The organism is Streptomyces sp. NPDC058650, assembly GCF_042717315.1.
GTDB lineage: Bacteria > Actinomycetota > Actinomycetes > Streptomycetales > Streptomycetaceae > Streptomyces.
On record NZ_JBHXRL010000011.1, the window covers coordinates 1 to 17,601 of the forward strand.

General features: G+C 72.7%; 18 protein-coding genes and 1 riboswitch. Of the genes, 15 read left to right on the forward strand and 3 right to left on the reverse strand.

All coding sequences use genetic code 11. The features are described 5' to 3' along the window. Positions 1 to 277: 277 nt before the first annotated feature. The gene (locus tag ACFWWU_RS20560; protein WP_384147250.1) at positions 278 to 937 is read right to left on the reverse strand and encodes a ScbR family autoregulator-binding transcription factor; all 660 of its coding nucleotides are present in this window, start codon (positions 935 to 937) and stop codon (positions 278 to 280) included. Positions 938 to 1,064: 127 nt separating this feature from the next. On the opposite strand from ACFWWU_RS20560, the gene ACFWWU_RS20565 reads away from it, so the two are divergent. From ACFWWU_RS20565 to ACFWWU_RS20575, 3 genes are read left to right on the forward strand one after another with little or no spacing between them, the layout of a single operon-like run. Beyond that, a complete protein-coding gene (locus ACFWWU_RS20565; protein ID WP_384147251.1) occupies positions 1,065 to 2,015 on the forward strand; it encodes a ScbA/BarX family gamma-butyrolactone biosynthesis protein in 951 nt (316 codons plus the stop codon). Between the two features lie 14 nt (positions 2,016 to 2,029). Further along, positions 2,030 to 2,995 carry an NAD-dependent epimerase/dehydratase family protein gene (locus ACFWWU_RS20570; protein WP_384147252.1) on the forward strand — a complete coding sequence of 322 codons (966 nt, stop codon included), beginning with the start codon at positions 2,030 to 2,032 and terminating at the stop codon, positions 2,993 to 2,995. A 22-nt stretch (positions 2,996 to 3,017) separates the two neighbouring features. After that, complete coding sequence (locus ACFWWU_RS20575) at positions 3,018 to 3,782, forward strand: SDR family oxidoreductase (RefSeq protein WP_384147253.1); 765 nt, start codon at positions 3,018 to 3,020, stop codon at positions 3,780 to 3,782. A 7-nt stretch (positions 3,783 to 3,789) separates the two neighbouring features. On the opposite strand, the gene ACFWWU_RS20580 is transcribed toward ACFWWU_RS20575, so the two are convergent. Beyond that, positions 3,790 to 4,440, reverse strand: coding sequence for a ScbR family autoregulator-binding transcription factor (locus tag ACFWWU_RS20580; RefSeq protein WP_384147254.1), 651 nt, complete (start codon positions 4,438 to 4,440; stop codon positions 3,790 to 3,792). A 514-nt stretch (positions 4,441 to 4,954) separates the two neighbouring features. On the opposite strand from ACFWWU_RS20580, the gene ACFWWU_RS20585 reads away from it, so the two are divergent. The 7 genes from ACFWWU_RS20585 to ACFWWU_RS20615 all read left to right on the forward strand — a co-directional run bounded on the left by ACFWWU_RS20585 (position 4,955) and on the right by ACFWWU_RS20615 (position 11,465). After that, positions 4,955 to 5,548 (forward strand): TetR/AcrR family transcriptional regulator, encoded by a 594-nt coding sequence (locus tag ACFWWU_RS20585; RefSeq protein WP_384147255.1) that lies wholly within the window; start codon positions 4,955 to 4,957, stop codon positions 5,546 to 5,548. 333 nt (positions 5,549 to 5,881) lie between these two features. Continuing rightward, positions 5,882 to 6,064: a cold shock domain-containing protein gene (locus tag ACFWWU_RS20590; protein WP_384147256.1), complete on the forward strand. Its 183-nt coding sequence runs from the start codon at positions 5,882 to 5,884 to the stop codon at positions 6,062 to 6,064. A 96-nt stretch (positions 6,065 to 6,160) separates the two neighbouring features. Then, a riboswitch (cobalamin riboswitch) is annotated at positions 6,161 to 6,286 on the forward strand. An 86-nt stretch (positions 6,287 to 6,372) separates the two neighbouring features. Then, positions 6,373 to 7,434 (forward strand): ABC transporter substrate-binding protein, encoded by a 1,062-nt coding sequence (locus tag ACFWWU_RS20595; RefSeq protein WP_384147257.1) that lies wholly within the window; start codon positions 6,373 to 6,375, stop codon positions 7,432 to 7,434. Then, positions 7,431 to 8,519, forward strand: coding sequence for a FecCD family ABC transporter permease (locus tag ACFWWU_RS20600; protein WP_384147258.1), 1,089 nt, complete (start codon positions 7,431 to 7,433; stop codon positions 8,517 to 8,519). Before ACFWWU_RS20595 ends, ACFWWU_RS20600 begins: the two co-directional genes overlap by 4 nt. Then, positions 8,516 to 9,343, forward strand: a complete 828-nt coding sequence (locus ACFWWU_RS20605; RefSeq protein ID WP_384147259.1) for an ABC transporter ATP-binding protein — start codon at positions 8,516 to 8,518, stop codon at positions 9,341 to 9,343. Before ACFWWU_RS20600 ends, ACFWWU_RS20605 begins: the two co-directional genes overlap by 4 nt. Positions 9,344 to 9,547: 204 nt before the next feature. Next, entirely contained in the window at positions 9,548 to 9,976 is a 429-nt protein-coding gene (locus ACFWWU_RS20610) for an ArsR/SmtB family transcription factor (RefSeq protein WP_384147260.1), read from the forward strand. Positions 9,977 to 10,067: 91 nt separating this feature from the next. Continuing rightward, positions 10,068 to 11,465, forward strand: a complete 1,398-nt coding sequence (locus tag ACFWWU_RS20615) for an MFS transporter (protein ID WP_384147261.1) — start codon at positions 10,068 to 10,070, stop codon at positions 11,463 to 11,465. 3 nt (positions 11,466 to 11,468) lie between these two features. Here ACFWWU_RS20615 and ACFWWU_RS20620 read toward each other — a convergent pair whose 3' ends face one another. Then, positions 11,469 to 12,209 (reverse strand): TetR/AcrR family transcriptional regulator, encoded by a 741-nt coding sequence (locus ACFWWU_RS20620; protein WP_384147262.1) that lies wholly within the window; start codon positions 12,207 to 12,209, stop codon positions 11,469 to 11,471. A gap of 139 nt (positions 12,210 to 12,348) precedes the next feature. Between ACFWWU_RS20620 and ACFWWU_RS20625 the strand changes: the two genes are divergently transcribed. From ACFWWU_RS20625 to ACFWWU_RS20645, 5 genes are all read left to right on the forward strand, one after another. Then, positions 12,349 to 13,908: an MFS transporter gene (locus tag ACFWWU_RS20625; RefSeq protein ID WP_384147263.1), complete on the forward strand. Its 1,560-nt coding sequence runs from the start codon at positions 12,349 to 12,351 to the stop codon at positions 13,906 to 13,908. A 115-nt stretch (positions 13,909 to 14,023) separates the two neighbouring features. Beyond that, entirely contained in the window at positions 14,024 to 15,178 is a 1,155-nt protein-coding gene (locus ACFWWU_RS20630) for a hypothetical protein (protein ID WP_384147264.1), read from the forward strand. Between the two features lie 28 nt (positions 15,179 to 15,206). Continuing rightward, a complete protein-coding gene (locus tag ACFWWU_RS20635) occupies positions 15,207 to 16,124 on the forward strand; it encodes a glutaminase (protein ID WP_384147265.1) in 918 nt (305 codons plus the stop codon). A 92-nt stretch (positions 16,125 to 16,216) separates the two neighbouring features. Then, positions 16,217 to 16,660 (forward strand): BlaI/MecI/CopY family transcriptional regulator, encoded by a 444-nt coding sequence (locus ACFWWU_RS20640; RefSeq protein WP_384147266.1) that lies wholly within the window; start codon positions 16,217 to 16,219, stop codon positions 16,658 to 16,660. An 8-nt stretch (positions 16,661 to 16,668) separates the two neighbouring features. Then, on the forward strand, positions 16,669 to 17,601 hold the full coding sequence (locus ACFWWU_RS20645) for a M56 family metallopeptidase (protein WP_384147267.1): 933 nt from the start codon (positions 16,669 to 16,671) through the stop codon (positions 17,599 to 17,601).

A 17,601-nucleotide genomic window follows, 5' to 3' on the forward strand; every position in this document is an offset into this window, starting at 1 on the left:
ACCGCGGCCGCGAACGGCGCGATCTTCGCCTCCGCCAGCGCACGCACCGACTCCCGGAGCATGTCGTGCTCCTCGGAGGGCCGATACAGGTCGAAGTCCTTGCCCATGATGTGGAGCTCCCCTAGACGCTTGTGGCACCGATGTCACGCTTGTGGCACTGAGTACCCTCAGCAAAACACACTCAGTGCCATCACGCCAGAGCGCCCCGACGCTGTTCCACGTCGGGGCGCTCAGAGGACCGGTCGGTCGGTTTTGTTAACGGAGGGTGTACGCGAGACTAGAACTCCTCACGGCGTCTCAGGCTCTCGTCGTACTCCGCGGCCAGCTGCCGGGCGCGGCCCTCGGTCATGTCGAGGCTGGTGAGCAGGGCGGGGGTGCAGATGCTCGGCAGGAGGTACCGGAGCAGCACCGAGACCCGATGGGTCAGGTCGTTGCGATCGCGCAGGATCTGGGACATCGTCTGGATCCCGGCGTACGCGCCCGAGAAGAGCTCGGCCGTGTCCGACACGTCCACGTGGACGAGGATCTCCCCTCTGGCCTTCGCGACCGTCAGGATCTCCGACACCTGGTCGATCCACGCCTTGAACGGTGCCGCCCGGTCGACTCCGGTGGCGCCACTGTCCAGGGCCAGTGCGACGCTTGCCCGTACGAGCGGGTCGCGCTGCAGCCGGTGAGCGAGCAGGAAGGCCTGGTCCGCGAGCTCCTGGAGCTTGATGGGCTGCGGGGTCAGCGGTTCGTCGAGCATCTGGGCATCGAGGACGCCGAGGGCGAGATCTTCCTTGGAAGCAAAGTGGAAATACAGTGCTCCCTTGGTCACCCCGGCGCGCACCAGGATTTCCCCGATGGTCGTCCGCTCGTAGCCGCGCTCCGCGAAGACCGTGGCGGCCGACTCCAGGATCGCCCGCCGGGTCTTGATTGCACGCGCTTGCTGCGCCAAGGCGCCTCCTGCTGTCTCGCTGTCTGTGCTCACCGTGTGACGTGAAGCATTGAAAAGAAAACCGGGCTGTACGTATTCTATGTTGGGCGGACACACCGCCCAGGGGCGCGGGACGCAAGGGGGATCCATGGATCAGAACTGTCGAGGGGCTACGACGCAGGTCCCCGGAGAGTTCGTTCACCGGGCCGACCCCGCCGACATCATCCCCACGGGCTGGACACAGTTGACGGAGAACCGGTTCTCCATATCCGCCCGCTGGCCTGCCACACATCCCTTCTTCTCTCCCGTCGCAGGGGACCGGCACGACCCCGTGCTGGTGGCCGAGACGATACGCCAGGCCACTATGCTCGTCGCTCATGCCGAACTGGGGGTACCCGTGGACGACCAGTTCGTCATGTGGGGCCTCAATTACGCCGCCGACCCCGAGGCGCTCGCCGTGGACGGCCTCTCCTCGGACGTCACCGTCGACCTCGTCTGCTCCGACCTGACCCGTCGCGGCGGCAGCATCCGCAACCTGCGCACCACCATGGTGCTCACCCGTGACGGCCGGCACCTCGCCACCGGCAACGCCCTGGCCCGCTGCACGTCGGCCCTGGCGTACCGCCGGATCCGGGGCGAGCGCATGGCCGCACTGGGCAGGCCCGTCCCGCTCATCCCGGGCGTGTCCCCGCACCTCGTCGGCCGCGAGAACTCCAAGGACGTCGTCCTGGCCCCGGCTACCAGGCCCGGCCGGTGGCAGCTGCGGATCAACACCCAGCACACCACCCTCTTCCGCCGCCCGAACGACCACGTACCGGGAATGGTGCTCCTCGAGGCCGCCCGCCAGGCGGCGACCATGACGACCGGGAGCCGCGTCTTCCTGCCCACCGTCATGGAGGCCTCCTTCTCGCGCTACGCGGAGCTCGACAGTCCGTGCTGGATCGAGACCGAGGTCGTGCCCGCCTCCGCTTCCCCGGCCACCACCGTCCGTGTCTTCGGCCGACAGGACGGCAACGAGGTGTTCCGGTGCGAGCTGACCTCCCCGTCCCGCGACCTGGCGGTCGTCGGAGGCGGCCTCGGCAGCCGCCTGGCGGGTTGAACGGAACGGGAACGATGGGGCCTCGCATTCTGATCACCGGCACGACCGGGTTCATCGGCGGGCGGGTCGCGGCCCGGGCCGTGGCGCGACCGGAGATCGGCCGCCTCCGGCTGCTCGTACGCCGCCCGCTGCCGCCGCCCGCCCCCGCGACGGAGGAGCGCGACGGAGGTCCCGTGACCGAGTCCGTCACCGGTGACCTCCGGGACGCCGACTCGCTGCGCCGGGCCTGCGAGGGCGTCGACGTGCTGATCCACTGCGCCTCGGCGATCGGCGGGGACGAGGAGCTGGCCCGCAGCGTCAACGACGACGGCACCCGGGCCCTCGTCGACGCGGCCGTACGCGCCGGCGTGACCCGGATCGTCGCCCTGAGCACCGCCTCCGTCCACGGCCGAGGTCCTTTCCGGGCGGCCGCCCCCGGCACGCTGCCACTGGCTCCCGGCTCGGCGACCAGCCGTACCCGGGCGGCGGGCGAGCGGTACGTCATGGACGCGGGCGGGGCCGTCCTGCGACCCCACCTCGTGTACGGCACGGGCGACCGGCAGCTGATCCCTGGCCTGGTCCGGCTGCTCGCGGCGCTGCCCGGCCCGCTCGACGCCGGTGCCTCGCTGCACTCCCTGATCGACGTGGAGAGCCTGGCGGGCGCCCTGCTCGGCGCGGCGCTCTCGCCGCGGACGGAGGCGGGCCCGTACTACGTCAACCATCCCGAGCCGGTGCCGGTGGCGGAGCTGCTCGCGCCCTGCGAGGAGCTACTGGAAGGGCGGGCGGGGCGGTCCCGGGCGGCGGCGGTGGACCTCGCGGAGGCCCACGAGCTGTTCGCCGGGCACCCTTTCGGCCGGCACCACCTCGCCATGCTGGCCACCGACCACTGGTTCGCCGACGGCCGTCCCTGGGGGGAGCTCGGCTGTGACCCGGGACCGGGTTTCACCGCGGGGTTCGCGGCCCACGTGCCCTGGTACCAGAATCTCCTCGACCGTTCCTGAACCGAAAGAAGGCACCACCGACATGTCCGCGTTGGCCGGTAGGACCGCGATCGTCACGGGCGCGAGCCGCGGCATCGGAAGAGGCATCGCAGAGCGGCTGGCCAGGGACGGAGCCCTCGTCGCCGTGCACTACGGCAGCAACGGCGACGCCGCGCGCGCGACGGTGCAGCACATCGAGGAGGAAGGCGGCCGGGCCTTCGCCTTCCGCGCGGAGCTCGAAGCGCCGGACGTCGCGGACACCTTCTACGCGGCGCTGGACGCCGGTCTCGTGGAGTGCGGCGCGGAGCCCGGGTTCGACATCCTCGTGAACAACGCGGGCGCCAGCGGCTCCGGCCGCATCCACGAACTGACCACCGAGGTCTTCGACCGGTTGTTCGCGATCAACGTGAAGGCCCCGCTGTTCCTGATCCAGCGGGGCCTCGGCCGGCTGCGCGACGGCGGCCGGATCATCAACGTCTCCTCGGCGGCGACGAGGATCGCCTTCCCCGACTCCGTCACCTACGCGATGACGAAGGGCGCCGTCGACACGATGACGCTCGCCCTCGCCAAGGAGTTGGGGCCCCGGGGGATCACGGTCAACGCCGTGGCCCCCGGGTTCGTCGCGACGGACATGAACGCGCGACGCAGGGCGACCCCGGAGGCGAGCGCCGCCCTCGCCGCCTACTCGGTCTTCAACCGGCTCGGGACGCCGGCCGACATCGCGGACATCGTCGCGTTCCTCGTCTCCGACGACGCCCGCTGGATCACCGGCCAGTACGTGGACGCCACGGGAGGAAGCGCGCTCTGAGCCACGGTCAGCCGACCGGGGCGAGCGAGCGGCTGATCACGGCCGCGGTGCCCGCCGGTTCCAGGCCCGCGAGGGCCTCCGGCGCCGTCAGGGTCGGCAGCAGGGTGCGCCACAGACCGGTGACGGTGTGGGGGGAGAGCCACTCGGCGTTGTCCTGGCACAGGGTCACCAGGCCGACGGTGGCGGCGACGATCGTGCGGGCGAGGTCCTGCTGCCGTCCGATGCCGGCGGCGAGGAGACCCTCGTCGGCCGCCTCCGCGAGCCGTTGCTGTACGCAGCTCTGCCATTCCTGGCGCAGATTGAGCTCCGTACGGCTGTCGTTCGCGCAGCTGAGCCGGAAGCCCGCCCGTACGACGATGTCCTCGCGGAACAGGCGGGCGAGCGCGTGCGTGGTGTCCGCGAGGTTCTGCAGGGCGTTGGACCGGTGGCCGTACGCGATCCGGGCGGTCCGCCGCAGGGTCGTGCAGGCCGCGTCCTCGACGGCCTCGGCGATCGCCGCCTTGTTCTCGAAGTGGAAGTGGAGCGCCCCGGGGCTGACGCCGGCTCCCATGCTGATCGCGGACAGTGTGGCCAGGGCGTAGCCGTGCAGGTCGAACTCTCCTGCCGCCGACCTGATCAGCGCGTCGCGGGTCCGTGTGCCCCGCTCTTGTTTGGTCACCAACGGCTCCAGTAGCACCATGCGTCGCAGCGGTACGGAATTGCGCCCCGTCGCGCCGTACCACTCGACGACCTCAAACCGACTGATTGGTATTCTACGAGCTTTCGTTGGGATGCAGGGGCGCTTCGGTGTTGTCGGATTTACCTACCCATGGAGGGCGTCGGCATGCGCCCCCGCAAGGGTCCACGGTGCGTTCCGGGCCGAGGGTGTGGGCATGAACAAACCGAGTGGAAGGTTTGTCGGTGGATACCGACGGCGGAGGACGCCGCCGCAGCGCTCGGGCAGACCCAGCGGGACCCGGGACCCGGGACCCGGGACCCGTACACCGTCCCGCCGGAACGCGTCCCGGAGGAGGCCGCGGTCACCGCGACGTACCTGGGCGGGCGGCTCACCCGGAGCCGGAGCCGGAGCCGGAGCCGGTGACGGGAGAGGGCGGGGGCCGTCCCGTACAGGGCCGGGCGCCTGCCGTACGGGGACGGGCGGGCCCGTCCCCCGTGGATAAAGTGTGGCCACGATGACACGTTTACGCGAGAGCGTCCGGTCCCTGCTGCGCGAGCGAGTACTCGACGCCACCTACCTCCTCGTCGCCGCCGAGGGCCGGGGCGGGCTGCGGATGACCGCCATCGCGCGGGCCGCCGGGATCAGCCGCCAGACGCTCTACAACGAGTTCGGCTCGAAGGACGCCATCGGCAAAGCCCTGGTCCAGCGCGAGGTGGAAGGCTTCCTGCGCGGCATCCAGCGCGAACTCGACGCCCACCGGGGCGAACTGGAGGCCACGGCCGCGGCCGGGGTCGGCTACACCCTCCAGCGGGCCGCGGACAACCCTCTGATCAAGGGGGTCCTGGTGGCCGAGCGGGGTGGCGAGGACGAGCTCCTCGCCTGTCCGGCCACCCGCCCGGAGCCGGCCTTCGGGACGGCGACGGCGATGCTCGACGCGTACGCGATCGAGACCTGGCCCGAGGTGGACGAGGAGTCGCGACGTCTCGCGGTCGAGACGATCGTGCGGCTCACGGTCAGCCACATCGTCCGGCCCGTGGCCTCGCCGGAGGAGTCGGCGCGGCGCATCGCCCGGATCACGGCACGGACCGCGTACCCCGGCGCCCGCTGAGGCGCCGCCCGTCCGGGCGGGTCACGGGCCCGCGGCACCGTGTGGACGCGGGACCGAGCGGGAGGACCCGGGACCGCAGGGGCGGGGGAGGCGCCGGGAAGTCGGCGAGGCCCGGTGACGGACACGGGGGATCTCCGGCACCGGACCTCTGTTGAAGATTGTACGAGACTGTGGAGGTGGCCCGCACATCGGGGCCGGCGAGCTGACCGCAGGGAACACCCGCGGGTGTCCCCCTGACGGGCGAAGTGCGGGCCGACGGGGTAGATCTCCCCTGAGAGGCACTTCGCCGGTGACGACAGGGAGGCCGCCGTGGAAGGCAGAAGCAAAGGGTTCGTGCAGTCCTTCAATCGTCTCGGCGGGTACGGCTTCGTCGTCCCGGTGGGCTCCGATGAGCAGGTGTACTTCAGCGCGGCGGACATCGAGGGAGAGGTGCAGGCGGTCTCCGAGGGCCAGCAGGTCACTTTCGCCCTCGTTCTCGGTGACGGCCGCTTCGAGGCGAAGGAGCTGCGTCTCTGACCCGGCCCACGGCCGGAGGTGCGACGGGTCCCCGGTGGTACTGTGCCGAGGCCAGTCGCACCTATGCGCTCACCCGAACGGGCGAGCGTACGGGTCAGGGAATCCGGTGGGAATCCGGAGCTGACGCGCAGCGGTGAGGGCGACGGGCGGAGCATCGGCCACTGGGCGGCGGGACAGGCCCGGGAAGGCGCCCCGTCCGGATGACCCCGAGTCCGAAGACCTGCTGGCGGCCCCGGCGTCACGCCGTCGACCGGGGAGCACCGTACGACAGGCTCCGCGTATGAGCCGTGGACGCAGAGGAATGCTCCGTGCCGCTCGCACACCCCGTCCGTTCCGCCGCGCTGTTTCTCGCCGGCACCCTGACCCTGCTCGTGACCGCGACGGGCTGTGGCGGCGGACCCGCCACGACGCCCTCGGCGAAGAGCCCCGCCGACGGTGCGGGCTCCGACTACCCCGTGACCCTCGACAACTGCGGAGAGCGCGTACGGATCGACCGCCCGCCCCGGCGGGCCGTCGCCCTCGACCAGGGGGCCGCCGAGATCATGCTCTCCCTCGTCCTGGCCGACCGGATGGTCGGCACCGGGACCTGGACCGACCCCGTCCTCAAGGGACTTGAGGCGCAGAACGCGAAGGTGCCGCGCCTCGCCGACCGCTACCCCTCCTTCGAGAAGGTGCTCGACACCGAACCCGACTTCGCCGCCGCCTCGTTCGCGTACACGCTCGGCAAGGGCGGCGTCGCGCCCCGCGAACAGTTCGCGAAGCTGGGCGTCCCCACCTACCTCTCGCCGACCGACTGCGCCGACAAGGACAACAGCGGTGACGGCGACGGTGTCCGCACCCGGCCGCTCACGATGGAGACCGTCCACGGCGAGATCCGTGACCTGGCCCGGGTGTTCGGGGTGCCAGAGCGAGGCGAGAAGCTCGTCGCCGAACTCAAGGGCCGGGTGGCGAAGGCGACTTCGTCCGGCGACTTCGAGGACGTCACGGTCCTCTACTGGTTCGCCAACGCCGAGTCCCCCTACATGGCGGGCTGTTGCGGCGCCCCGGGCATCGTGACCCGTGCGCTCGGCGCGAAGAACGTCTTCGACGACACGCGCGAGGAGTGGCCCCAGATCAACTGGGAGACCGTCGCGGACCGCGACCCGGACGTGCTCGTGATCGGCGATCTGACCCGCCGTTCCCAGTCGGCCGAGAGCGCCGCGAAGAAGATCGCTTTCCTGGAGTCCGACCCGGTCACCAGGAACATGACGGCGGTGAGGAAGAAGCGGTACGTGTTGCTCAGCGGCCAGGCGATGAACCCCACGATCCGTACGGTCGAGGGCGTGGAGAAGGTGGCGGCCGCGCTCCGCTCGTACGGGCTCGCCAAGTGACCCTCGCGCGCCTCACCCGCCCCGTCAGGCCCGCCGCTCCCCGTCCTCCCACCCGGTCGGCCACAGCGCGGCGCGGCGGCCGGGCCCTGGCGTGGGCCCTGGCAGGGTTCGCCTTCCTCTGCGCGTCGGTCGCCGTGGCGATCACCATCGGGCCGGCGGACATCCGTGTCGGCGAGGTGCGGTCCGTCGTCGTCGCCCACCTGGCCGGCGGCGCCTCGGAACTGTCCCCGATCCGGGACGGGATCGTCTGGAACCTGCGCCTGCCCCGCACCCTCCTCGCGGCCGTGTGCGGCGCCGGACTCGCCGTGTGCGGGGCGGTGATGCAGTCGCTCCTGCGTAACCCGCTCGCCGATCCCTTCGTCCTCGGCGTCTCCTCGGGAGCCTCGACCGGCGCCGTCCTGGTCGTCGTCCTCGGCGTCGGCGGGGGAGTGCTCTCCGTCACCGGCGGCGCGTTCCTCGGGGCGGTCTGCTCCTTCGCGCTCGTGCTGCTGCTCAGCCACACCCTCGGCGGTTCGCCGGACCGCGTGGTCCTCGCCGGGGTCGCGGCGATGCAGCTCTTCTCCGCGCTGACCTCCTTCGTCGTCATGACGGCCGCGGACGCGGAGACCACCCGCGGCGTGCTGTTCTGGCTGCTCGGCTCGCTCGGCGGGGTCGGCTGGGACGAGGTGCGGGTGTGTTTCGCGGTGCTCGTGGCGGCCCTGCTGATCTGCGGCGGGTACGCGCGGACGCTGGACGCCTTCGCCTTCGGCGAGGACGCCGCCGCGTCACTGGGCGTCGCCGTCACCCGCGCCCGGACGGTCCTCCTGTGCGTCACCGCCCTCCTGACGGCCGCTCTGGTCTCCGCGGCCGGCGTGATCGGCTTCGTCGGTCTCGTCCTGCCGCACGCGGCCCGCGCGCTCGTCGGTCCCGGGCACGCCCGGCTGTTGCCGGTCACGGCGCTCGCGGGAGCGGTCTTCCTCGTCTGGGCGGACACCCTCGCCCGTACGGTGCTCGATCCCCAGGAGGTTCCGGTGGGCGTGGTGACCTCGCTGATCGGCGTACCGGGCTTCGTCATCGTCCTCTACCGCACGAGGGGTGCGCGATGACCACGACCACCGACGCGTGCGGCGGCGCGGGGCTCCGCGCCGACCGGGTCTCGCGCACCGTCGGTGGCACCCCCGTCCTCGACGGCGTCAGCCTCGCCCCGCGTCCCGGCACCGTCACCGGCCTGCTCGGCCCCAACGGATCGGGGAAGTCGACGCTCCTGCGCCTCCTCGCCGGCGTCCTCGCCCCCGACAGCGGCGTCGTCACCCTCGACGGCGATCCCCTCGACGGCCTCGGCCGCCGCACGGTCGCGCGGCGCCTCGCCGCGGTCGAGCAGCAGGCCGACACCCAGGTCGACCTGACCGTCCTCGACGCCGTCCGGCTGGGCCGCGTCCCGCACCGGAGGGCCTGGACCCCCGCGTCGGCGGCGGACGAGGCCGCCGTCCGCTCCGCCCTCGCCCGCACCGGCCTCGCCGACAAGGCGCACCGCTCCTGGCGGACGCTCTCGGGCGGGGAACGGCAGCGGGTCCAGATCGCCCGCGCCCTCGCCCAGGAACCGCGCGAACTCCTGCTCGACGAACCCACCAACCACCTCGACATCCAGCACCAGCTCGACCTCCTGACCCTGGTCGCCGGGCTCCGCCTGACCGCCGTCGTCGCCCTGCACGACCTGAACCTCGCGGCGCTGTACTGCGACCGGCTCGTCGTCCTCGCGGAGGGTCGCGTGGTGGCCCGGGGCACCCCGCACGAGGTCCTGACGGAGGAGCTCATCGCCGAGGTGTACCGGGTACGCGCCACGGTGACCCGGCCGACGCCCGGAGACCGCCCCCACATCCGCTTCCTGGGAACGCTCCCGACGCCCGCCGAGTCCGGGTGCGAGGGTTGAATCGTGGGCGGGCACGGGGCTGAGCCGCGGTGGCGGGTGAGAGGAGTGATCCTCGGTCGGCACGAGGGTTGAGCCTCGGCGTCGGATACGAGGGGTGACCCTCCGTCGGGCGCGAGGGCCGAGCCGCGGCGTCGGGCACGAGGGGTGATCCTCGGCGGCGGGCGCGAGGGCCGAGCCGTGGGCCGGTCTGCCTACGATGGCCCCATGTCCGAGCGCGCAGATCCGGCAGACGCCGCAGGTCCCGACGGCCCCACGACGGATCCCGCGGCGGATGCCGAGGCGGCCGCCGTGTCGCGTCCGCGTCCGCGTCCGCACGAGCGGACACCGGGAGCGCGGGAACTCGCCGCGGCGGCGGAGGTGTTCGCGCTCCTCGCCGACCCCACCCGGCTCCACCTGCTGTGGCTGCTCACCCGCGGAGAGGCCGACGTCAGCGCCCTGACCGAGGCGTGCGGGGCGGCGCGCCCGGCCGTCAGCCAGCACCTGGCCAAACTGCGCCTCGGCGGCCTCGTGCAGTCCCGCAAGGACGGGCGGCGGGTCGTGTACGCGATGCCCGACGGGCACCTGAAGCGGCTGGTCGTCGAGGCGATCAGTCGCGCGGACCACGTGGTGAGCGGCGAGCCCTGGCACGACTGAGCGCCCCTGGCGTCAACGTGTGCGCACCTATGCACGTATCGGTTACGGTGAGGGGGTCCGCCGACCGCCCTGGCCGACCGGGGGCATCCCCATGCTGTCCGTGCTGCGCAACCGCACCTACCGGCGCCTCTTCACCGCCCAGGTCGTCGCCCTGGCCGGCACCGGCCTCGCGACCGTGGCGCTGAGCCTCCTCGCCTACGACCTCGCCGGAGCGAACGCCTCCGCCGTGCTCGGCACCGCCCTCGCGATCAAGATGGCCGCGTACGTCGGCATGGGCCCGGTCGTCGGCGCCCTCGCCGACCGGCTGCCCCGCCGGAATCTGCTCGTCACCATGGACCTCCTCCGGGCCGGGGTCGCCCTGTCCCTGCCGTTCGTCACCCAGGTGTGGCAGATCTACGTCCTGATCCTCCTGCTCCAGACTGCCTCCGCCGCCTTCACGCCGACCTTCCAGGCGACGATCCCCGAAGTGCTGCCCGAAGAGCGCGACTACACGCGGGCGCTCTCCCTCTCCCGGCTCGCCTACGACCTGGAGAGCCTGCTCAGCCCGGTGCTCGCCGCCGCGCTGCTCACCGTCGTCCCGTACGACCGGCTCTTCACCGGCACCGCCGCCGGGTTCCTGGCCTCGGGCATCCTCGTCCGCGCGACCGCCCTGCCCGCACCCGCACCCGCCGCACGCGCGGGAGGCCTCCGCGCCAGGGCGGCCTTCGGTACGCGGATCCTCCTCGGCACTCCGCGTCTGAGGGCCCTGCTCGCCCTGGACGTCGCGGTGGCGGCGGCGGGCGCGACGGTGCTCGTCAACACGGTGGTCCTGGTCCGCGACACCCTCGGCCGCACCCCCGGAGACGTCCCGCTCGCCCTCGGCGCGTACGGAGCGGGCTCGATGGCGGTCGCGCTCCTGCTCCCACGGGCGCTGGACCGCCGGCCCGCCGAACGGGCGGGCGCGCCGCGCCGCCTGCCCGACCCAGGGGGTGAACGGGCGCTCATGCTGCGCGCCGCCTTCGTCCTGGCCGGCGCCCTCGGGTTGCTCGCGGTCGGACTCGCGCTCACGCCGGGGGCATGGTCCTGGCCCGGGCTGCTCGCGGTCTGGCTGGTGCTCGGCGCGGCGACCTCGGCGATCCTGACGCCCGGCGGCAGGCTGCTGCGCCGCTCCGCCCGGAGCGCCGATCTGCCGGCCGCCTTTGCCGCCCGCTTCTCCCTCTCGCACGCCTGCTGGCTGCTGACCTATCCCCTCGCCGGCTGGCTCGCCGCGCGTGCCGGGCTCATGGTCTCGGCGGCCGTGCTCGCCGGGGTCGCCCTGCTCGGCGCCCTGGCCGCCACCCGCCTGTGGCCGCGTACGGACCCGACCGCGCCGGCACACGCCCACCCCGAACTCCCGGCCGGCCACCCCCACCTCGCGGAGGTCGGCGGCGGCGGCCGCCACGCGCACGACTTCCGCATCGACGAACTGCACCGCCGCTGGCCGCGCGGGGAGGCCGCCCCGGCTCCGTAAGGCCTATCGGGGGAGGCGCATCTCCAGGCCGTCGAGGACGACGTCCAGGCCGTAGGCGAACTTCTCGTCGCGGATGGCGACGGGGTCGACGACCGCGTGGACGGCGGAGTCGGCGTACGCCTCGGTGAGGTGGTCGTGGCCGGCCGCGGCCTGCTGGGCGGCGGGCATCAGACGGGCGATGAAGTCGGCCTCGCTCTCGCCGGAGCGGGCGACCGTGGTGAGCCAGGCGGCCTCCGTCGTGCTCATCCCGATGACGTACGAGAGGAGGGTGTCGATCGCCCGGCTCGGCTCCGGGAACCCGGCCGCCGCGAACAGGGCGGCGAGCCGCTCCGAGTACGCCATCAGGTTCGGGCCCAGATACGCGAGACCCGCCTGGCCGAGGACGGACGAGAGCCAGGGGTGGCGCAGGGCCGTCGCACGGAAGGAGCCCGCGGCCTCGGTCGCGGCGGTGCGCCAGCCGGCTCCGCCACGGGCGGCTTCGGCCGGAGGGACGGCGATCTCGGCGGCGACCTCGTCCACGGCGAGCTCCATGAGCTCGTCCTTGGTCGCGACATGGCGGTAGAGCGAGGCGGCGCCGGCGTGGAGACGGGCGCCGAGCTTGCGCATGCTCAGCGCCTCGATGCCGTCGGTGTCCAGCATGACGATCGCCTCGCGGACGATCGCGGTCCGGCTGAGAGCGGGCTGATCGGGCGCGGGCTGCTGTCGCGTCCACACGGACGGGACGGGGTTCGCCTTGGTGGCCATGGGCGGGTCCTCCTTCGCGGCGTACGGCGTTCGCGTCCAGCGTACAGGTGCAATGGGTTGCGAACACTGTGCGCGTCTGCGTACAGTGTTCGCAACGAAGGAACGGCAAGCGAAAGACGAAAGTCGAGGGGGAAGTCCCATGGAAAGCCGCAACCCGCGCCGCTGGTGGATCCTGGTCGTGCTGTGCCTCAGCACCCTGGTCCTGGTGGTCGACAGCATGGCGCTGACCGTCGCGGTCCCCGCGATGACCGAGGACATCGGCGCGAGCGCCCAGGACATCCAGTGGATCCTGGACTCCTACATCCTCGTCTTCGCGGGACTCCTCCTCACCTCCGGAAGTCTCGGTGACCGGTTCGGCCGACGGAAGATCATGATCATCGGCCTGCTGCTCTTCGGCGCGGCATCACTGGCCGCGACGTTCTGCACCAGCCCCGGCGAGGTCATCGCCGCGCGGACCGCGATGGGTGTCGGCGGCGCGCTGATCATGCCCTCGACGCTCTCCATCCTCATCACGGTCTTCGACGAGGACGAGCGGCCCAAGGCGATGGCGGCCTGGGGCTCCGTGTCGATGCTCGGCCTCGTCGGCAGCCCGGTCCTCGGCGGCGTCCTGATCGACCGGTTCTCGTGGCAGTCGATCTTCTTCATCAATGTCCCGGTCGTCGTCCTCGCCGTCGTCGCCGCCCTCACCCTCATGCCGGAGTCGAAGGGCCCCTGGCAGAAGCCCGACCCGCTCGGCGCGATCCTCTCCGCCGTCGGCATGACCGCGCTGATCTGGTGGATCATCGAGATCCCGCAGCACGGCGCCTTCGAAGGCCGCTCCCTCGTCACCCTGGCCGTCGCGGTCGTCTGCCTCGTCGGCTTCGTGATCTGGGAGAACGTCACCCCCGAGCCGATGGTGCCGCTCGTCCTCTTCAAGCACCGCAACTTCAGCGGCGGTTCGCTCTCGCTGACCCTCGTCCAGATCGGCAACGGCGGCCTGCTCCTCGTCCTCACCCAGTACCTGCAGTTCGTCCTCGGCTACTCGCCGGTCAAGGCGGGCCTCGCCTTCGTCCCGCTCGCCGTCGCCGCCCTCATCGGCAACGGCGCCGGAGCCGGACTCGCGGCCAAGGTCGGCAACCGCGTCCTGATCCTGGCGGGCATGCTCGTCATGGCTGGCTCCTTCGCCCTGCTGACCACGGTCGACGCCGCCTCCGGCTTCACCGTCCCGGCCATCGCCCTGGGCCTGCTCGGCCTCGGCGCCGGCCTCGCCATGCCGGCCGCCGTCGGCGCCCTGATGAGCACCATCCCCGAGGAGAAGGCGGGTGTCGGCTCCGCGCTGAACGACACCATCCAGCAGGCCGGCACCGCGCTCGGCATCGCGATCCTCGGCTCGCTCCTCACCAGCACCTTCTCCCGTGAGATGCCGGCCGACGCCTCCGAGGAGGCCAAGCAGTCGATCGGCGGGGCGCTGGCCGCCGCCAAGGGCGACCCCGCGATGATCGAATCGGCCCACGAGGCCTTCACCACCTCGATGTCCACCACCTTCACGATCAGCGCGATCGGTGTCCTCGCGGCGGCCGCCCTCGCCACCCTGGTCATGCGGGACGGCAAGAAGGCCGCCGCCGGAGACGAGGGAGACGCGGCAGGCGCGGCGGCCGAGGCGGGCGCGGCAGATGAGGCGGGCGAGGCGGGCGCGGAGAAGTCCGAGCTCGTCGGCTGACCCCAGCCCACACCGGGAGCCGGTGTCCCCTTCGGGGGGCGCCGGCTCCCGCCGTACGCGAAAAGCTTCGGCGAACACCCGCGTCCACCCGCCCCGGCCTGGCACGCTTTCGTCCGTGACCTATGTCGTAACCGTGGAAATACGCATTCCGGAGGGTGCTCCGGAGCTGGACGGGCTCCACCGCGTGGGAGCCTCCGCACTGCTGGAACAGGGCTTCGCGTCGGTGGCCGGTATCGAAGGCGCCGACGGCATGGAGATGGATCTCTTCGACGTCGCCGTGGCGGTCCATCCGGGCGGGGCGATCCTGAAGGTGCTGGTCGCGGCACCGTCGCTGGAGTTCGCCGAGGAGGCCGTCGGCTCCGTCAGCGAGGAAGTCCTGGAACGCTCGGAGCTGCTGGCCGAGTGGACGGTCGAGAGCAGCGAGGTGCAACTGCACACCGACGCGGCGCGCGAGAGCCTCGAAGCCGCCGACGGGCCCGGCGCCCCGCCCAGCGACCCACAGGCGCGCCGGGCCCACCACACGGCGAAGCCCGACGCCGCCGACGAGGCGGACGGGGAGGCGCAGGACCACGAAGCCGCGTTCCGCGCCCTGGCGACCCGCCTGCGCTCCTTCACCCCGGCCACCTTCGGTGTCCCGGCCGAGGCGGCCGAGGCGGCCGAGGCGGAAGGTGCGGCGGCGGGGGAGGAGGAGGCGGACGGGCCCTCCGGCGTCACTCCCGAGAGCGCCGAACTCGCCGCCGGCTCCCTGGTGTACGGCGCCGAGGTCCTCATCGACGAGCTGTACGACGACGTCCAGGCCCTCGCCGAGGAGGACACCACCGTCGCCGAGTGCCAGGGGCACCTGTGGCACCTCGACCAACTGCCCTCACGCCACGCCTCGCAGTACAACGAACTCTTCGCGCGCCGCTTCCTGGTGACCGCGATCGCCCTCACCACCCGGTTCACCGACGGCAGCTTCCGACGGCTCGGCTGCCTCGCCGAGGAGCTCGTCCTGAAGCTCCTCCTCGAACAGGCCCACGTCACCCTCGACCTGCACGGACTCCTGGACGACGAGGTCGCGGCCGCCCTCGGACGCTTCGCCGGGGAGGTCTACGAGGACATGGACTTCGCGTGGCTCCAGGACGCAGGGGAGAGCGGCGCCGGCGAGGGCGGCGTGGCGGCACTCGGCTTCGGCACGTGGTTCACGCCCTTCGACGACGCGCGGTACGTGCACCCGTACGCGCTCGACGAGATGCCGGAGACCGGCGTCCCCGACACGGCGGAGAGCTGAGCCGGGCGCGGCCGGGCACAATGCGCTCATGGTGCAGTCCTTCCTACCCGTACTCGAACGCATCGGCGAGGAGATCGAGGGCCTCGCCGGCCGGGGCCGCCCCGCCGACTACATCCCGGCCCTCGCCGCCGTCGACCCGAACCGCTTCGGCATGGCCGTGGCGGAGCTCGACGGCTCGGTGTACGGGGTGGGGGAGTGGCAGCAGCCCTTCTCCACCCAGTCCGTCACCAAGGTGTTCACCCTGGCTCTCGACCTCGCCCGCGAAGGCGACAGCCTCTGGGAGCACGTCGGCCGCGAACCCTCCGGCAACCCCTTCAACTCGCTCGTCCAGCTGGAGTACGAGCACGGCATCCCCCGGAACCCGTTCATCAACGCCGGCGCCCTCGTCGTCACCGACCGGCTGCACCGGATGACCGGCGACGCCTCCGGCAGTCTCCGCGACTTCCTGCGCGCCGAGTCCGCCAACCAGGACCTCGACTTCAACCGGGACGTGGTCGCCTCGGAGACCGCCCACGGCGACCGCAACGCGGCCCTCGCCCACTTCATGGCCTCGTACGGCAACATCACCACGCCCGTCCCGACCCTGCTCCGCGAGTACTTCCGGCAGTGCTCGATCGAGGCGTCCTGCGCCGACCTCGCCGTTGCCACCGGCTTCCTCGCCCGGCACGGCATCCGCGCCGACGGCACCCGCCTGCTCACCCGCAGCCAGGCCAAGCAGGTCAACGCCGTGATGATGACCTGCGGCACCTACGACGCGGCGGGCGACTTCGCCCTCCGGGTGGGGCTCCCCGGCAAGAGCGGGGTGGGCGGCGCCATCATCGCCGTCGTCCCAGGCCGCTGCACCCTCTGCGTCTGGAGCCCCGGCCTCGACGAGCGCGGGAACTCGGTCGCCGGCGTCGCCGCCCTGGACCGCTTCACCACCATCACGGGGCTCTCCGTCTTCTGACCTGCGGCAAGCCGGTCGTACGATGGACTGCCGTCCGGGTCGGGTGGACGCGTGACGACTGACGAGTACGGGACCGGAGGGAGGGCGGTGGCATGACGGACCGGAGCGGGAGCGCGGCGGCGCCCTCGCCGCGCAGACGCGGCCAGGGAAAGCTGGAGGCGCACGTCCTCTCCGTGCTCAAAGGCGCCGCCGAACCGGTGCCCGTGGCGTGGGTGCAGGAGCGCCTCGGCGGCGACCTCGCCTACACCACCGTGATCACGATCCTGACCCGGCTGCACGGCAAGGGTGCCGTCGAGCGCGAGCGGGCGGGGCGCTCCTTCGTCTGGACCGCCGTGGCCGACGAGGCGGGGCTCGCCGCGCTGCGGATGCGCAAGGTGCTGGACGCCGAGGCGGACCGTCAGGCCGTGCTCGCCAGCTTCGTCACCGCGCTCTCACCGAACGACGAGCTGCTCCTGCGCGCACTCCTCTCCGCGGAGCCCGGCGAGTCCGACGGACCTCTCGGGGACTCCGCGGGATTCGCCGAGGGAGACCGGTAGCAGCAGCCATGGGAGTGTTCGTCTTCCTTCCGCTCGTCCTTCCGCTCACCGCCTGGCCCATCGCCCGCCTCGCCGAGAGCCGGCTCCATCCCCGTACCGCGACGCGGCTCCTCTCCGCCGTCGCCGGCGTCCTCGCCGTGTGCAGCACCCTGTGTCTCGTGCTGCTCATGATCGTCGGCACGGCCCAGCTGCCCGGCAACCCGCTGCCCGACGCCTGGTCGGACCCCGAGGTGCGCGCGGCCCTGCCGTACGACGAGGTGGCCGGCCGGGCGGCGATCCCGGCCCTGCTCGCCGTCCTCGCCTCGTGCGGCGCGGCGGCCCGGCGCCAGGTGCGGGCACGCCGACGGGCCGAGGACGCGCTCGCCGGTCTGCCCCGGACCTCCGTGACCGTCCTGCCGGACGGCGCCCCCTACGCGTACGCGCTGCCCGGCCGCCGGCGTGGCCGGGTCGTCGTCAGCACCGGCATGCTCGCCGCGCTGACCTCCCGCGAACGCAGGGCCCTCTTCGCCCACGAGCGGGCCCACCTGGCGGGGCGTCACCACCGGCACCTCCTGACGGTCCAGCTCGCGGCCCGCGCCCACCCGTTCTTGCGCCCGCTCCGTACCGCCGTCGCGTACACCGCCGAACGCTGGGCCGACGAGGAGGCCGCGGCGGCGGTCGGCAGCCGCCGCTGCGTGGCCCGCGCGATCGGCACGGCCGCCCTGCTGGCCCCGCCCGCGACCACCGCGCTGCTCCCCGCGGTCACCGGCGCCGGACCGGTGCCCCGCCGGGTCGCGGCCCTGCTGCGACCGGCCCCGGCGGGCCGCGCCTGGCCCTCGCTCTTCACCGCCGTCGGGTGCGCGGCCTGGGGCGCGGCTTTCGGCGCGACGGTGTCGGCACTGTCCTCGGCGAACTCGGCCGTCACCCTCTTCCTCGTCCTGCGGGCGGCCACCCCGATCTAG

Coding starts and splice junctions, on each gene's coding strand:
- ACFWWU_RS20585 (WP_384147255.1), top strand. CDS start 4,955: ATGACACGTTTACGCGAGAGCGTCCGGTCCCTGCTGCGCGAGCGAGTA.
- ACFWWU_RS20565 (WP_384147251.1), top strand. CDS start 1,065: ATGGATCAGAACTGTCGAGGGGCTACGACGCAGGTCCCCGGAGAGTTC.
- ACFWWU_RS20610 (WP_384147260.1), top strand. CDS start 9,548: ATGTCCGAGCGCGCAGATCCGGCAGACGCCGCAGGTCCCGACGGCCCC.
- ACFWWU_RS20620 (WP_384147262.1), bottom strand. CDS start 12,209: ATGGCCACCAAGGCGAACCCCGTCCCGTCCGTGTGGACGCGACAGCAG.
- ACFWWU_RS20645 (WP_384147267.1), top strand. CDS start 16,669: ATGGGAGTGTTCGTCTTCCTTCCGCTCGTCCTTCCGCTCACCGCCTGG.
- ACFWWU_RS20615 (WP_384147261.1), top strand. CDS start 10,068: ATGCTGTCCGTGCTGCGCAACCGCACCTACCGGCGCCTCTTCACCGCC.
- ACFWWU_RS20605 (WP_384147259.1), top strand. CDS start 8,516: ATGACCACGACCACCGACGCGTGCGGCGGCGCGGGGCTCCGCGCCGAC.
- ACFWWU_RS20570 (WP_384147252.1), top strand. CDS start 2,030: ATGGGGCCTCGCATTCTGATCACCGGCACGACCGGGTTCATCGGCGGG.
- ACFWWU_RS20575 (WP_384147253.1), top strand. CDS start 3,018: ATGTCCGCGTTGGCCGGTAGGACCGCGATCGTCACGGGCGCGAGCCGC.
- ACFWWU_RS20640 (WP_384147266.1), top strand. CDS start 16,217: ATGACGGACCGGAGCGGGAGCGCGGCGGCGCCCTCGCCGCGCAGACGC.
- ACFWWU_RS20635 (WP_384147265.1), top strand. CDS start 15,207: ATGGTGCAGTCCTTCCTACCCGTACTCGAACGCATCGGCGAGGAGATC.
- ACFWWU_RS20625 (WP_384147263.1), top strand. CDS start 12,349: ATGGAAAGCCGCAACCCGCGCCGCTGGTGGATCCTGGTCGTGCTGTGC.